The sequence below is a fragment of the Nocardia sp. IFM 10818 genome, assembly GCF_054655275.1.
On sequence record NZ_BAAHJH010000001.1, the window covers coordinates 4,552,152 to 4,566,340 of the forward strand.

A 14,189-nucleotide genomic window follows, 5' to 3' on the forward strand; every position below is an offset into this window, starting at 1 on the left:
CTGTTTTCTCCGCCTCGCCGCGAGACTCGCCGCACCCGGTGCGATACCGGACATCCCGGCCGCCGTATCCCCTACCGTCGGAGGGGCAAGTGCTCGAGCCGGCTCGAGGACGCGCTGGCGAATCACTCTCGGTAACCGGAGGACCTGCCCTGTTGACGACGAATTACGTTCCCGGCACACCCACCTGGCTCGACCTCGGCGCTCCCGATCCCGGCGCCGCGGCCGCCTTCTATTTCTCGGTGTTCGGCTGGGAGTACCAGAGCGCCGGGCCCGAGTCGGGCGGTTACGGGTTCTTCCTGCTGGACGGCAAGATGCTGGGCGGCATCGGCCCGCTCACCGAGGAGGGCGCGTCCTTGGCCTGGACGCTGTATTTCCACACGCCCGACGCCGATACCACGACCAAACTGGTGCAGGAGGCGGGCGGCACGGTGCGGGTCCCGCCGATGGATGTGTTCGGTTTCGGCCGGATGGCCGCCTACACCGATCCGGCCGGAGCCGAATTCGCGGTGTGGCAGCCGGGCGAGACGCGCGGCATGGAGGTGGTCGCCCAGCCCGGCGCGCTGTGCTGGACCGAGCTGTACACCACCGACGCGAAGGCCGTGCAGGACTTCTATGCCGCGGTGTTCTCGTGGAATACCGAGGACATGAAGATGGGGCCCGACACCGTTTACACGGTCGTGTCCAGTCCGGGTGCGGAGGGCGCCGACACGGGGCAGGGCGGGATCATGCAACTGCACCAGGACAATCTGGACGCCGGGTCGACCTCGGAATGGCATCCGTACTTCGCCGCGGCCGACTGCGATGCGTGCTTCGCCAGGGCCGTCGAGGCCGGAGCCACCGCGCTCATCCCGCCCATGGACACACCGGGTGTGGGCCGCCTGGCCATGTTCGCCGATCCGGCCGGCGCGCCGTTCGCCATTCTGCAACCCGAATAGGTCCCCGCCATCGGCCGTTCGGCACCGGACGATCCCCAGCGGTAGTACCGAATAGCAACCATCGAGTTCATAGTTCGGAAAGGGATTGTCCGATGCGTACTGTCGTGCACGAGGCCGCGGGTGTGACCGCGGCCGCCGTGCTCGCCTCCTGATCCGTGACCGCCGAATCCCGCACACGCCGGAAGTCGCGGGCGGGGCTAGCGGAATCGCCGGCGTCGCGTCAAATCCCATCCTGCTCAAAAGGACTCGTCGGGCGGCAGCCGGTGTGGGATGGCTACCCTCGGGCAATGCTCAGACGGCGGCTCGGTGTCCGGATCCGGATTCTGGCGATCGCGCTGGTGCCGAGCCTGGCGTTGGTGGTCATCGGCGTGGGTGCGGCCGGCGCCCTGGTGGATCGCTCCGATGAGGCGCGCACCTGGGCCGATGAACTGCAGGCCGGTATCGCGCCCACCCGCGAGATCATCGAGGCCGTACAGGCCGAACGCCGAATCTCGGTGTGGCACACCGTCGGCGCCGAACCCGATATTCGCACGCTCACGGCGGCGCGGCTGCGGCTGGACACTGCGCTGCGGCTGCTCGCGCCCGCGCAATCGCGGTTGTCCAGCATCGGCCCGGAGGAGATGGGTGACGCCACCGCCGCGTTCAGCGCCTTGGGCGACCGCCTCACCGGGATTCGCGCCGGAATCGACGCGGGCACGCTGCCGATCGCCGAGGCCGACGCCTTCTACAGCCGGATGCCCGCATTGGTGGCCGCGGGCACCGGCATCGCCCAGCAGACCGCGCCCGATGCCGCCACCGCGACCGAGCTCTCGGACGCGAGCGAGGTCCTGCGGAGCCTGGAATCCATGAGCCGCGCCACCGCATTGGGCGCGGCGCTGGCCACCGAGGCCGGACTCACCCCGGGGCTGTCGGCCGAATTCATCCGTCTGGTGGGCTATTACCGCACGCGCATCGAACGGATGGTCATCGATACCGATCCCGGCCAGGTGGCGGCGGTGCAGACGCTGGTCACCGGTACGGCCTGGCAGCGCACGGGTGCGATGGAAACCGTTCTGGCCCAACGCGCGCTCCCCCGCCCCGCCGGCGCCGCCGCTCCGGAAGCGGAGCTGCCCATGTCCGTGGGGGAATGGCAGAGCGCGGCCGATGAGGTCAATCGCGCTCTCGCCGAGCTGTGGCAGTCCCGGAGCGCGCACGCGCAGCGGCTGGCCAGCGACGCCGCCGCCGAGACCACCCGCAAGTCGTTGTGGGCGGGTGCGGGCATGCTCGTGATCGCGCTCGGCGCGATCCTGGTGGCGCTGATGCTGGCCAATCGGATCATCCGGCGCCTGAAGCGTCTGCGCGATCAGACCTTCGCCCTCGCCGACGAGCAGCTGCCCGAGACCATGCGCCGCCTGTCCGCGGGCGAACCGGTCGACATGCGTGCCGAAACACCCCCGCTCGACTTCGGCAGCGACGAAATCGGCCAGGTCGCAAAGGCGTTCAACCACGCGCACGAGGCCGCCGTCGCGGCCGCGGTCACCGAATCCCGCACCCGCGAGGGCGTGAAAGCGGTCTTCCTCAATATCGCCCACCGCTCCCAGGTGGTGGTGCACAAACAACTTGAGCTCCTCGACGAGGCCGAATCCCGGCAGGAGGATCCGGCTCTGCTCGACACCTTCTTCCGGCTCGACCATCTCGCCACCCGCGAACGCCGCAATGCCGAGAACCTGGTCATCCTCGCCGGCGGCCGGCCCGGCCGCCAATGGCGCAATCCGGTGCCGCTGCTCGAACTGGTCCGCAGCGCCGTCGGCGAGACCGTCGACTACAAGCGCGTCCGGACCGGCCGCCTCCCCGAGGTTTTCGTCGTCGGCATCGCCGTCGGCGATCTCATCCACCTGCTCGCCGAACTCATCGACAACGCCACCGCCTTCTCCCCGCCCCAATCCCACGTCGCCATCACCGGCCACACGGTCGGCCGCGGCGTGGCCCTGGAAATCAGCGATCAGGGCATGGGCATCCCCGACCCCGATCTCACCCGCATCAACGCCCTGCTGGCCACCCCCGCCGATTTCGGCGTCACCACCCTGTCCGAAGACTCCCGCCTGGGCCTGTTCGTCGTGTCCCTGCTGGCCGAACGCCACGGCATCGCCGTCAAGCTCGCCGAATCCGACTACGGCGGCATCCGCGCCATCGTCCTCATCCCCGCCGCCCTCATACCTGGCGAATTCGCACCCGCCGAATATGATTCCGAGCAGCTCGCCATAGGCCGTCGCGCCGCGGCCAGGACCGTCGCCGAGCGCGCAGCCGAGGCGGCGAGGGCTGCCGATTCGCCGCACACCACCGAGTTCTTCCCTGCCACAGGCGAATCAACCGGACTGTATGCCGAGCAACCCGCACTGCCCACCGCCCCGGTACCGGAGGCCGGGCCGGGCGATGCCATCCGTCGAGCACGCGACCGCCCGCGGCCATCCGCGTACCGAACGTCATCCGACGCCACGATGTACGAAGCGGCGGCACCACATCCGCCCACCGCCACACCGAAGCAGCCCGGTGCCCGCACTCCACAGGGCGATTTCGTGCCCGGCGACCGTCCTGAGCCGCCCGCTGGTGGCCCCAGCGCCTGGGCCGGGGCCGCGGGCCGCCGCGGCGACGACGCCCCCGTCGGAGGCGAGGCGTCGTCCACCGTTCCGGGGCATGGCTCCACTCCGGAAGCACCGCAGAGCCGGCCACACAACGGGACCGGCGACGCAACGCGGCCCGTGTTGCCGCGGCGTCGGCGGCAGGAGAGTCTGGCGCCGGAGCTGGCGCACGATCCGGGGCCGCAGGCCGATCCGCCGCCGGTGGCCGTGCAGCGCAGTGCCGAACAGGCACGAGATCTCATGTCCGCCATCGAGATCGGGACCCGGCAGGGCCGGCAGGCCGATGTGGGCGGGTTCTCTCCCAACGACTATCGACAGGAAGGTGATGGTGAGCAGTTCACCCGCCGGTGACCTCGACTGGCTGCTGGATGATCTCGTGGACAAGCTGGCGGGGGTTCGCCATGCCGTGGTGCATTCCACGGACGGATTGCTGCTGGGGCGGTCGGCCGGGATGGGTCGCGAGGACGCCGAGCATTTCGGGGCCATGTCCTCGACGCTGTACGGGCTCTCGCGCAGTGCGGGACATCGATTCAACGGTGGCGGGGTGCGGCAGGCGGTGATCGAGCTGGAGCGGGCGGTGCTGTTCGTGACCGCCGCGGGCTCGAATGCCTGTCTGGCCTTACAAGCCGGGCCGCAGGCCAATCTGGGCATGGCCGCCTACGAGATGAATCTGACCGTGCAGCGGGTCGGCGCCTTCCTGTCCACGAGCGCCCGGCGATCCGGATGAACCGATCATTCCGGTGCACGCATAGCAGTGCTTGTCAATTGCTCTCCCGCTCAACGGGATCGAAGCGGCGGGTGTGACCTACGTCCCGATACGTTGCGCAGATGTTCAGAGCGAGGCTCGGTGTCCGGACCCGTGTTCTCGCCATCGCACTGGTCCCGAGCGCGGCGCTGCTCGTCATCGGTGTGGGTGGCGCGGGATATCTGGTGGCACAGGGCAATCACGCACGTGAGTGGGGAGCCGCACTACAGGACGCCACCCCGACGACCCGGGAACTGGTGAACGCGGTCCAAGGGGAGCGGCAGGTGACGCTGGCACAGCTGGCCGGTGAGACCCCGAATCCGAAAGCCTTGGCCGAGGCCCGATTACGGATGGATGCGGCCATCATCCTGCTGGAGCCGATCACCAAGCAGATGGAGGCGCTGGGCCCGCAGGGGGTCACCGGCGACGTCGGCGGCTTCCAGACCCTGACCCGCCAGCTGTCGGCCATCCGCACCCAGGTCGACGCGGGCGCGCTGCCGTTCGCCGACGCGTACAGGTTCTACGGCCATCTGCTGGATCTGGTGTCGGTCGGCACCAGCGTCGTCATGGTCACCGCGCCCACCTCCGAGGTCGCGGTCGAGACCGGGGAAACCCTCACCCTCATTTCGGCCTCCGAGATGCTCACCCGCAGCGCGGGACTGGCCGAGGTGCTGCTGCACGACGGCACCCTGCCGCCGGAGCTGGGCATCGAATACGCGCGCCTGACCGGCGGTTACCGCATCGGCGTCGAGGCCCTGGCCCGCGATGCCGACGACGCCACCACCATCAATGCCGCGGCGCTGATCACCGGCCAGAACTGGCAGAAGCTGATCATCATGGAGAACTCCCTGATGGCCCGCGCCCTGGATCCGGTCACCAATCCCGATCCGAAACCGGTGCCGCTGGCGTTCACCGAGCAGGAATGGCGCGACACCGTCAACAGCGTGAACCAGACGCTGCTGACGCTGTGGGACGTGCAGAGCCTGCACGCTCAGGGCCTGTCCGAGCAGGCCGGAGAAGAGGACGCCCGCAACTCCCTGCTCGCCGGCGGCGGCATGTTCCTGGTGGCGGTGTCGGCCTTCGGCGTCGCGCTGGTGCTGGCCAACCGGATCATCCGCCGTCTCAAGCGATTGCGCGACCAGACCCTGGCCCTGGCCGACGACCGGCTGCCGCAGACCATGAACCGGCTGCGCTCCGGCAAGGACGTGGACGTGGCCGCGGAAACCCCGCCGCTGGACTTCGGCAGCGATGAAATCGGCCAGGTGGCCAAGGCATTCAGTCACGCCCACGAGGCCGCGGTCGAGGCCGCCGTCACCGAGGCCCGCACCCGGGAGGGCGTGAAGGCGGTCTTCCTCAATATCGCCCACCGCTCCCAGGTGGTGGTGCACCGCCAACTGGAGGTGCTCGACGACGCCGAATCCAAGCAGGAGGACCCGGCGCTGCTCGAAATCTTCTTCCGCCTCGACCATCTCGCCACCCGCGAACGCCGCAATGCCGAGAACCTGATCATTCTCGCCGGCGGGCAGCCGGGTCGGCAGTGGCGCAACCCGGTGAGCCTGGTGGAGGTCGTGCGCTCGGGTGTCGGCGAGGCCCTCGACTACACGCGCGTGAAGATCACTCGCCTGCCCGAGGTGGCGCTGGCCGGCAGCGCGGTGGCCGACCTCGTGCACCTGATCGCCGAGCTGGTCGACAATGCCGCCCATTTCTCCCCGCCGTCCTCGCAGGTCGAGGTGCGCGGCAATGTGGTCGGCAAGGGCATTGCCGTGGAGATCGTCGACCAGGGCATGGGCATGCCCGAGTCCGAACTGGCCCGGGTCAACGAGATGCTGCGCAATCCCCCGGATTTCGGTGTCAATACGCTGTCGGAGGATTCGCGGCTGGGCATGTTCGTGGTCGCCCAGCTGGCGGTCCGCAATGGGATCTCGGTGCGGCTCACCGAATCCGATTACGGCGGTGTGCGCGCCATCGTGCTGATCCCCTCCAGCCTGACCGTGGCCGCCGCCGGCACCGGGGAGATCCCGGTGGTGGCCGAGCGGCTCGAACCCGTTGCCGCGCAGCCGGAGCAGCCGCCCGCGGCGCGCCAGCTCGAGGCCCCGCCGCCGCTGCCGGCCCGCCCCGGCCCGACGGCTCCCGAACGCCCGCTCACGCCCCGCTACTCCCCCGCTCCGGCGTTCGACGCCTTCGCCGCCCCGGCGCGTTCGTTCGAGGAGCAGGCCAAACCCTATGAGCCGCCGACCGAGCCGAATCCGCCGCATCGGCCGACCAATCCGGCTCCGCAACCGGAAATCGGTTTCCGGCCTCGAGAATTCATGCGCGCCCAGTACACTGGCTCCGACGTCCGGCCCGCGCTCCCGCGTAGGCGCCGGCAGGCAAGTCTCGCACCGGAATTGGCGCAGGACACGACGTCCCCCGAGGCGCCGTCCCAGCCCACCCGCACGGCCGAGCAGGCCCGAGACCTCATGTCCGCCATCGAAAACGGAACCAGGCAGGGCCGCCGGGCCGATCCCGGTGTGGCCGAGCCTGTGTCCAACCCATTCCCCGACCGACAGGAAGGCGACGGTGACCACCTCAAACGCTGGTGATCTCAACTGGCTACTCGACGATCTGGTCGATCGGCTAGCCGGTGTCAGACACGCCGTTGTGCACTCCACCGACGGCCTGCTGCTGGGCCGCTCCTCCGCCATGAGCCGGGAGGACGCCGAGCACTTCGGCGCCATGTCCTCCACCCTGTACGGGCTGGCCCGCAGCGCGGGAACGCGTTTCGACGGCGGCGGCGTGCGCCAGGCGGTCATCGAGCTGGAGCGGGCGGTGCTGTTCGTGACCGCGGCCGGTAGCCACGCCTGTCTGGCCCTGCAGGCGACCGAGCAGGCCAACCTCGGCATGGTCGCCTACGAAATGAACCTCACGGTGCAGCGTGTCGGCACCTATCTGTCCACCACCCCGCGCCACCATCTGGCCGGACAGGTCAATCCCCGACTGTCATGATGGCCAGGCCGGGGGAACATTGGTTCGACGAGGCTGCTGGTCCGTTGGTGCGCCCCTACGCCCGGACCGGCGGCCGAACCATGGGCGCGGGACACGATCTGGACATGCTCACGGTGGTGGTGGTGCCCAATGCCGCCCCGCCGCTGCGCCGTGTCGAGCCGGAGTACACCGATATCGTGCGGTTGTGCCGGCTCCCGCTCTCGGTGGCCGAAGTGTCGGCCGCCCTGCGGCTACCGCTCGCGGTGACCAAAATCCTTGTCGGCGACCTCATCTCAGACGGCATCCTCAACTTCCGTGCACCGGCCTCCCCCGAGACCACACCCGGTGACCTCAACATTTTGCGAGCAGTTCTCGATGGCATCCGAAAACTTTGACAATTCCGCGCCCCTGGCCGCCTCGGTGAAGATTCTCATCGCGGGCGGTTTCGGCGTCGGCAAAACGACCCTCGTGTCGACGATCAGCGAGATCACCCCGCTGCGCACCGAAGAGCTCATTACCGAGCTCTCCGCGGGCGTGGACGATCTGCGCGGCGTGGAAGGCAAGACCACCACCACGGTGGCCCTGGACTTCGGCCGCATCACCATCGACCAGAGTTTGGTCCTGTACCTGTTCGGCACCCCCGGTCAGGACCGGTTCTGGTTCCTGTGGGACGAATTGGCCCGCGGCGCCCTGGGCGCGGTGGTCCTGGCCGACACCCGCCGCCTGGAGGGCTCCTTCGCGGCCATCGACTTCTTCGAACGCCGCGGAGTCGCGTTCACGGTCGCGGTGAACTGCTTCGAAGGCGCCCCGCTCTACACCCCGGTCGAGGTGCGCGACGCCCTCGACCTCGACGAGCACATCCCCGTCCTGCTCTGCGACGCCCGCGACCGCGGCTCCTGCAAGAACGTCCTCATGACCCTGGTCGAATACCTCATCGACCGCGCCGCCGCCAAGGTCGTCAGCTGAGCTCTTCTCGAACCATCCGATAGCAGTCGAGCCCGCTCCAGATCGACCGGAGCGGGCTCGAGTGTTTCGAGAGCGGTTACTGGACTCGCGGTTACAGCTCGCCGGGGGCGACGTCGGCGAAGTCGCCGATCCAGCGGTGCGGCGGGCGCGGGCTGTTGGGCTCGCCCGGGCGGGTGACGCCGAGGGCCTGCCAGCCCGCGGCGACGGCGGCGTCGAGTTCGTCCGGATGATCGGACAGGAACAGGATGCTCTGTGCCGGAACGCCGATGGCGCTCGCGATCTTCTCGTAGGAGGCGGCTTCGCGCTTCGGCCCGGCGGTCGAGAGGTCGAAATGGCCGCTCAGCAAGGGAGACAGGTCGCCCTCGCGGGTGAAGGCGAACCAATCCTTCTGGTTGCGAACCGAACCCGAGGAGTAGATGTAGAGTTCCAGGCCGGAGTCGCGCCAGGCGCGCAGCACCGGGGGCACATCGGGGAAGAACTCGCCGAACAGGGCTCCCGCGCGGAAGCCCTCCGCGCAGATGATGCCCTGGGCGGCCTTCAGGGGTTCGGATTTCACATCCGTGTTCAGCCAGGTGATGAGGATGTCGGCGACCTCGGCCGCGTTCGCGTCCGGGCGGTCGGCCTGGGCGCGGGTGGCGGTGATGATGGGATCGGCTGCGCCGCCCTGGTTTTCGGCCAGCCAGCCCGGCAGCCGGGTGCGGGTGTACCCGTACAGGTCCTCGCGCACGGCGCTGGTCGGGCTGGTGGTTCCCTCGATGTCGAGGACGATGGCCTTGATCATGCGGTGAGCAGGTCGTCGAGGGTGGGGAAACCGCTCGAGATCTTGTCGCCGGTGAAGTCGCCGATCCAGCCGTCCTCTTCCTCGAAGAAGCGCACGGCCACGAATTCGGGGCGGGTGCCCATATCGAACCAGTGCAGGGTGCCGGCGGGCACCGAGACCAGATCGCCGGCGGTGCAGACGGTGGCCAGGACCTCATCGCCGAGGTGCAGGTAGAAGCAGCCCTGGCCGGCGGCGAAGAAGCGCACCTCGTCCTCGGCGTGGCGGTGCTCGTCGAGGAATTTGGTGCGGGCGGCGACGGCCTTGGCGGGCCATTCCGGGTCGGCGTCGTCGGGGTGGATGCGGGCGACGTCGATGAACTTGTAGCGGCCGTCGGCATTGAGTTCGGCAATGCGGTCGGCGTATTCGGCCTGGATGTCCTCGGTGGGGGTGGCGGCGGACAGGCCCGCCAGCAGCGGCCAGCGTTCGAAGGTGATGCCGCGCTTGCCCAGTTCGGCGGCGATCTCGGCGTCGTCGCCGGTGCGCAGCTTCACCTCGGTGGCGTCCTGGTCGGACATGATCTGGAGCAGAGTCATCAGGGGTTCCTCCTCGGAACTAATTGTCGCCCACCGGAATCTCACGGTGTCCGGTCAATGTGGTCAGCTCGCACATCGCCTCGAGGCATTCGGCGCGGTCGCGCGCCTGCGCCAGATTCGCGCCCCAGGCGGTGATGCCGTGCCCGGCGATGAACAGCACGGGCGGGGCATCGGGATGCTCGGTCAGGTATTTCTCGATATCCGCGCCGATGCGCGGCACTTCGGCGTGATTGGGGAACACCGGGATATCGATGGCGTCCGGGCGAGTTCCGCCCAGGCCCTTGATCAGCTCGTAGCCGGCGAAGCGCACGGTCCGCGCCTCGGGAGCAGCGGCGCCGATCGACAGCGCCGTCGCATGCGGCGGGTGCACGTGCACCACCGCGCCCGCCTCGCGGACCCGGTACACGGCGGTGTGAATGGTCGTCTCCGCCGAGGGCCGCTTGCCGCCGGCGGCGACCGGCGTCGAATCGGCGACGGCGACGGTCACCGTGTCGGTCTCGGTGAGCTCGCCCTTGGACAGTCCGCTCGCCGTGATCACGGCCGAATCGCCTTGGCGCACCGAGATATTGCCCGCGGTGCCGGGCATCCACCCGTTGGCGTAGAGCCCGCGTGCGATATCGGCGATCTCCCGCCCGGCGCGCAGGGCGGCGTCGGCCTCGGCCAGTCGCAGGACGCGTTCCATGGCGGTGAGCACCTCGTCGGAGGCGGTGTCGCCGGTCGTATCCGCGGCGGTGCGCGCGGTGGCCGGATCGGTGAGCACGCCGTGCTCGGTGACGACGGCGGTCACCAGCTCCGGCGGGGTCACGTCGAAGGCGGGGTTGAAGGTCTTCGTGCCCTCGGGAGCCGTTGTCACTCCGCCGAATCCGGTGACCTCGGCGGCGGCGCGCTGCTCCACCACGATGTCGCCGCCGCGGGCGGTGGCGATATCACGGGTGGATTCGGGCGCGACGACGATGAACGGAATCCCGTGCTGCTTGGCGGCGACGGCCAGCATGTACGTGCCGATCTTGTTGGCGACCGAGCCGTCGGCGGTGATGCGGTCGGCGCCGACGATGACCGCGTCCACCTGCTCGGTGGCCATGGCCCATGCGGCGGCGGAATCGATGGTGAGCCGGTGCGGGATACCGGCTTCGGCCATCTCCCAGGCGGTCAGGCGCGCGCCCTGCAGCAGCGGGCGGGTCTCGTCCACGATCACCTCGGCCACGGCGTCGCGCTGATGCAGCACGCGCAGCGCGCCGATGGCGGTGCCCCACGCGGTGGTGGCGAGGCGGCCGGTATTGCAGTGGGTGAGCAGCCGCAGCGGACGATCCCCGCACAGCCGCTGCAGCAGATCGGCGGCATGGGTGGCGGCGGCGAGATTGACGCGGCCGTCCTCGGCCTGCATCTCGCGCGCCTCGGCGAGCACGGCCGCCACGCCCTCCGGCAGTTTGGCCAGGGCGCGCTGCACGCCCCACGCCAGATTGACCGCGGTCGGGCGGGCAGCGGCGATGCGCGCCGCCTCCGATTCCACCGCCGCGGTGTCCACGACGCCGTCGGTGGTGTGGGCGAGCGCCGCGATCACCACACCGAAGGCTCCGGACACGCCGATCGCCGGGGCGCCGCGAATGGCCAGGGATTTGATGGCCTCGATGAGTTCGTCGACCGTCGTGATCCGCAACTCCCGCAATTCCTGCGGCAGCACCCGCTGATCGATGGTGACCAAGGCTCCGTCGACCCACTCGATCGAACTCTGATCCATCTGGATGTGACCCCTCGGCTGGCGTATGTCGGCGCGTCCGCCGACTGCGGGCGCACGCACACCGTATCGAACCAGGATCCCCGCGTGACCGGCAGGTTTCGGATCAAGTGAATCCGAAACGCCCGGATCGTGCCGCGCGCGAGTGCCGGACTCGGAGATGGGCGCGGGTCCCGGTCGCCGGGATGCCCGCGGTGTCCTCTCCCAGCGCCCGCCCATACCCGACTACCATCTCGGTATGGCGAGAGAACGGCGCACCCGCAAGATCACCGTGTCGGTGCCCGAGGAAATCGCCGCCACCCTGGATGATTGGCGGCGCAAGGGCCGGATCGAATCGGTGTCCGCGTTCGTGGCGGAATCGGTGAAGGCCCGCGTCGACCGCGCCGAATCGCTGGCCCGCATCGAGCAGATCTTCGGCGGCCGCCCACCCCTGGACCTGATCAATCGCGCCCGCGCCGTGCAGGGTCTGCCCCCTTTACCTGAGGAGGATGCCGCCGGCGACCACGCCGGCGCGGCATGACCTCCCCCGGCGCGACCCTCGGTGGCGTCGTCTTCGATACGGCCGCTCTCACCGCCTGGGCGCATCGCGTGGCCTATGTGCAGTCGGTGGTCTGGGCGACCGCCGATGCCGGGCACACCATCATCATTCCGGCCACCACCCTCGCCGCCGCCCGCGCGCTCATCTCGCCCGGCCGCCACGACATTCTCTCGGTGCTGCTGGATCTGCCCAATACGGTGATCCAGCCGCTCGATCGGCCCGCCAGCGATCATCTCGGCGCGGCCCTGGCCGACCGGCCCGACGCCGATGCGCTCATTCCCGCCGGGCACGCCACCATCGAGGCCGTCAGCCGCGATTGGCCGTGCCTGACCGATCGCCCGGACACCTTGCGCAAGCTCGACCCGCGCGTGCAGACCGACATCCTGCCCTGATCCGCAGCGTGGCCGCCGGGTCTCTCTCGGGCGAGCGGTGATTCAGGCGCGGGCCAGCGCCAGGGTCACATTGTGGCCGCCGAATCCGAAGGAGTTGCTCAGCGCGTATTCCAGGCGCTGGCGGCGCGGGCGGTCGGCGACGACATCCAATTCGACATCCTCGTCGAGCTTTTCGACGTTGAGGGTGGACGGCACCAGTTGTTCGCGCAGCGTGCGCAGGGTGAGGATGGCTTCCACCGCACCGACCGCGCCGATGGAATGACCCAGGGCCGATTTCGGCGCGTAGACCGAGGCGTGCGGGGCGACCGCCATGATGGCTTTGGCTTCGGAGGCATCGCCGATCGGGGTGGAGGCCGCGTGCGCGTTGATGTGGTGGATATCGGTGGATTCCAGGCCCGCGGTGGCGATCGCCTTGCGCATGGCCCGGGCCGCGCCTTCGCCGTCGGGGGCGGTGCCGGTGATGTGGTAGCCGTCGGAGGTGATCCCGGCGCCGAGGACGCGGCCCTCGAGGACGGCCCCGCGGGCGCGGGCGTGCTGTTCGGATTCCAGCACCAGCAGCGCGCCGCCCTCGCCGAAGACGAAGCCGTCGCGGTCGCGGTCGAAAGGCCTTGAGGCGCGGGCGGGTTCGTCATTGCGGGTGCTGAGTGCGCGCATCATGGCGAAGCTGGCGATCGGGACCGCGTCCATATGCCCTTCGACGCCGCCGGCCACCACGACGTCCGCCTCACCGGTGACAATGAGCCGCCAGGCGTGCGCGATCGCCTCGGTGCCGGATGCGCACGCCGAGATCGGCGCGTACACACCGGCTTTGGCGCCGAGTTCGAGGCCGATGGTGGCGGCCGATCCATTGGGCATGACCATCGGCACGGTCAGCGGCGGCACCTTGCGGTACCCGCCCGCGCGCATGACATCCACCGCGTGCACCAGCGAATCACCGCCGCCGAGGCCGGTGCCGATCACCACCGCCAGCCGTTCCGGATCGACCTCCGGCGCGCCCGCGGTCTGCCACACCTGCCGCCCCAGCACCAGCGCCAGCTGCTGCACGAACGACAGCCGCCGCTGCTCGATCCGGGTCAACCGCTCCCCCGGCTGCGCGGTCAGCCGCCCGCCGATGCGCACCGGCAGCCCGTATTCGGTCACGAAATCGTCGGTGAGCGCGGCGATTCCGCTTTCGCCCGCGAGCAGTCGCGCCCAGGTGCCGTCCAGGTCCGGCGCGAGGCAGGTGGTGGCGGCCATGCCGGTGACGACCACGCGACGGGCAGTTTCTGAAGCAGTTGTTACACCCATGCCGTCAAGGAATACCTGTAGCACCCGCTACAGTCAAACCGTGCCCCGACCACTCGACCACGCTCGCCGCGCCGAACTGCTCGACGGCGTCATCGCCTACCTCGCCGACCACTGCCTCGCCGAGGTCTCACTGCGCCCGCTGGCCGACTACCTGGGCACCAGCTCGCGCATGCTCATCCACTACTTCGGCACCAAAGAGGCCATGATGGTCGCCGCCCTGGAAACCCACCGGCCCGATATCGGCGCCCTGTTCGCGAATGTGGACGATCTGGACACGCTGCGGACGCGGCTGCTCGAATCCTTCACGCTGAACACCACCGGCGAGGGTGCCGCCAGCCTGCGGGTCCTGCTGCAAGTGCTCGGCGCGGCCACCGTGCCGGACAGCCCTCTGCGCCCATTCGCCACCCAGGCCATCGAGGCGGTCGTGACTCCGCTGACCGAGTCCCTGCGGCGCATCGAACCCCGCCTGGACGATCCGGAGTCGGCGGCGACCCTGCTGGTCTCGGGAATGCGCGGGCTGATCCAGGATTGGTGGATCACCGGCGACACCGCACGAGTGGAACGCGCCGTGCACAAACTGGTGGATGGCGCCGTCGCCCGAAACTGACAGGCATCCCGCAGTCTCGTCCGAAGCGTCAGCGCGCGACCGCGCAGCG

The 14,189-nt window shown here is 69.6% G+C and carries 14 protein-coding genes; 10 read left to right on the forward strand and 4 right to left on the reverse strand.

Annotated elements, in window-relative coordinates:
• Window positions 1–152: 152 nt before the first annotated feature.
• The 7 genes from ACYQ5L_RS21060 (at window position 153) to ACYQ5L_RS21090 (ending at window position 8,228) form a co-directional block, all read left to right on the forward strand.
• Window positions 153–935 (forward strand): VOC family protein, encoded by a 783-nt coding sequence (locus tag ACYQ5L_RS21060; protein ID WP_459959450.1) that lies wholly within the window; start codon window positions 153–155, stop codon window positions 933–935.
• 287 nt (window positions 936–1,222) lie between these two features.
• Window positions 1,223–3,904, forward strand: coding sequence for a sensor histidine kinase (locus ACYQ5L_RS21065; RefSeq protein WP_459959452.1), 2,682 nt, complete (start codon window positions 1,223–1,225; stop codon window positions 3,902–3,904).
• The gene (locus ACYQ5L_RS21070) at window positions 3,882–4,280 is read left to right on the forward strand and encodes a roadblock/LC7 domain-containing protein (RefSeq protein ID WP_459959454.1); all 399 of its coding nucleotides are present in this window, start codon (window positions 3,882–3,884) and stop codon (window positions 4,278–4,280) included. The genes ACYQ5L_RS21065 and ACYQ5L_RS21070 overlap by 23 nt, the downstream gene beginning before the upstream one ends.
• A gap of 101 nt (window positions 4,281–4,381) precedes the next feature.
• Window positions 4,382–6,880, forward strand: a complete 2,499-nt coding sequence (locus ACYQ5L_RS21075; protein WP_459959456.1) for a sensor histidine kinase — start codon at window positions 4,382–4,384, stop codon at window positions 6,878–6,880.
• Window positions 6,858–7,283, forward strand: coding sequence for a roadblock/LC7 domain-containing protein (locus tag ACYQ5L_RS21080; protein ID WP_459959458.1), 426 nt, complete (start codon window positions 6,858–6,860; stop codon window positions 7,281–7,283). The genes ACYQ5L_RS21075 and ACYQ5L_RS21080 overlap by 23 nt, the downstream gene beginning before the upstream one ends.
• A complete protein-coding gene (locus ACYQ5L_RS21085) occupies window positions 7,283–7,657 on the forward strand; it encodes a DUF742 domain-containing protein (protein ID WP_379193687.1) in 375 nt (124 codons plus the stop codon). The genes ACYQ5L_RS21080 and ACYQ5L_RS21085 overlap by 1 nt, the downstream gene beginning before the upstream one ends.
• A complete protein-coding gene (locus ACYQ5L_RS21090; RefSeq protein ID WP_379193382.1) occupies window positions 7,638–8,228 on the forward strand; it encodes a GTP-binding protein in 591 nt (196 codons plus the stop codon). The genes ACYQ5L_RS21085 and ACYQ5L_RS21090 overlap by 20 nt, the downstream gene beginning before the upstream one ends.
• A 91-nt stretch (window positions 8,229–8,319) precedes the next feature.
• Here ACYQ5L_RS21090 and mtnC read toward each other — a convergent pair whose 3' ends face one another.
• The 3 genes from mtnC to mtnA are packed head-to-tail and all read right to left on the reverse strand — an operon-like array spanning window position 8,320 to window position 11,319.
• Window positions 8,320–9,009: an acireductone synthase gene (gene mtnC / locus ACYQ5L_RS21095; protein WP_459959460.1), complete on the reverse strand. Its 690-nt coding sequence runs from the start codon at window positions 9,007–9,009 to the stop codon at window positions 8,320–8,322.
• A complete protein-coding gene (locus ACYQ5L_RS21100; RefSeq protein ID WP_459959463.1) occupies window positions 9,006–9,581 on the reverse strand; it encodes a 1,2-dihydroxy-3-keto-5-methylthiopentene dioxygenase in 576 nt (191 codons plus the stop codon). The genes mtnC and ACYQ5L_RS21100 overlap by 4 nt, the downstream gene beginning before the upstream one ends.
• Before the next feature lie 19 nt (window positions 9,582–9,600).
• Window positions 9,601–11,319: an S-methyl-5-thioribose-1-phosphate isomerase gene (gene mtnA / locus ACYQ5L_RS21105; protein ID WP_459959464.1), complete on the reverse strand. Its 1,719-nt coding sequence runs from the start codon at window positions 11,317–11,319 to the stop codon at window positions 9,601–9,603.
• A 235-nt stretch (window positions 11,320–11,554) separates the two neighbouring features.
• Between mtnA and ACYQ5L_RS21110 the strand changes: the two genes are divergently transcribed.
• Complete coding sequence (locus ACYQ5L_RS21110; RefSeq protein ID WP_379193390.1) at window positions 11,555–11,836, forward strand: ribbon-helix-helix domain-containing protein; 282 nt, start codon at window positions 11,555–11,557, stop codon at window positions 11,834–11,836.
• Complete coding sequence (locus ACYQ5L_RS21115) at window positions 11,833–12,246, forward strand: hypothetical protein (RefSeq protein ID WP_379193391.1); 414 nt, start codon at window positions 11,833–11,835, stop codon at window positions 12,244–12,246. Before ACYQ5L_RS21110 ends, ACYQ5L_RS21115 begins: the two co-directional genes overlap by 4 nt.
• A 42-nt stretch (window positions 12,247–12,288) precedes the next feature.
• On the opposite strand, the gene ACYQ5L_RS21120 is transcribed toward ACYQ5L_RS21115, so the two are convergent.
• Window positions 12,289–13,533, reverse strand: coding sequence for a KasA/KasB family beta-ketoacyl-ACP synthase (locus tag ACYQ5L_RS21120; protein ID WP_459959469.1), 1,245 nt, complete (start codon window positions 13,531–13,533; stop codon window positions 12,289–12,291).
• 40 nt (window positions 13,534–13,573) lie between these two features.
• On the opposite strand from ACYQ5L_RS21120, the gene ACYQ5L_RS21125 reads away from it, so the two are divergent.
• Window positions 13,574–14,140, forward strand: a complete 567-nt coding sequence (locus tag ACYQ5L_RS21125) for a TetR/AcrR family transcriptional regulator (protein WP_459959470.1) — start codon at window positions 13,574–13,576, stop codon at window positions 14,138–14,140.
• Window positions 14,141–14,189 lie beyond the last annotated feature (49 nt).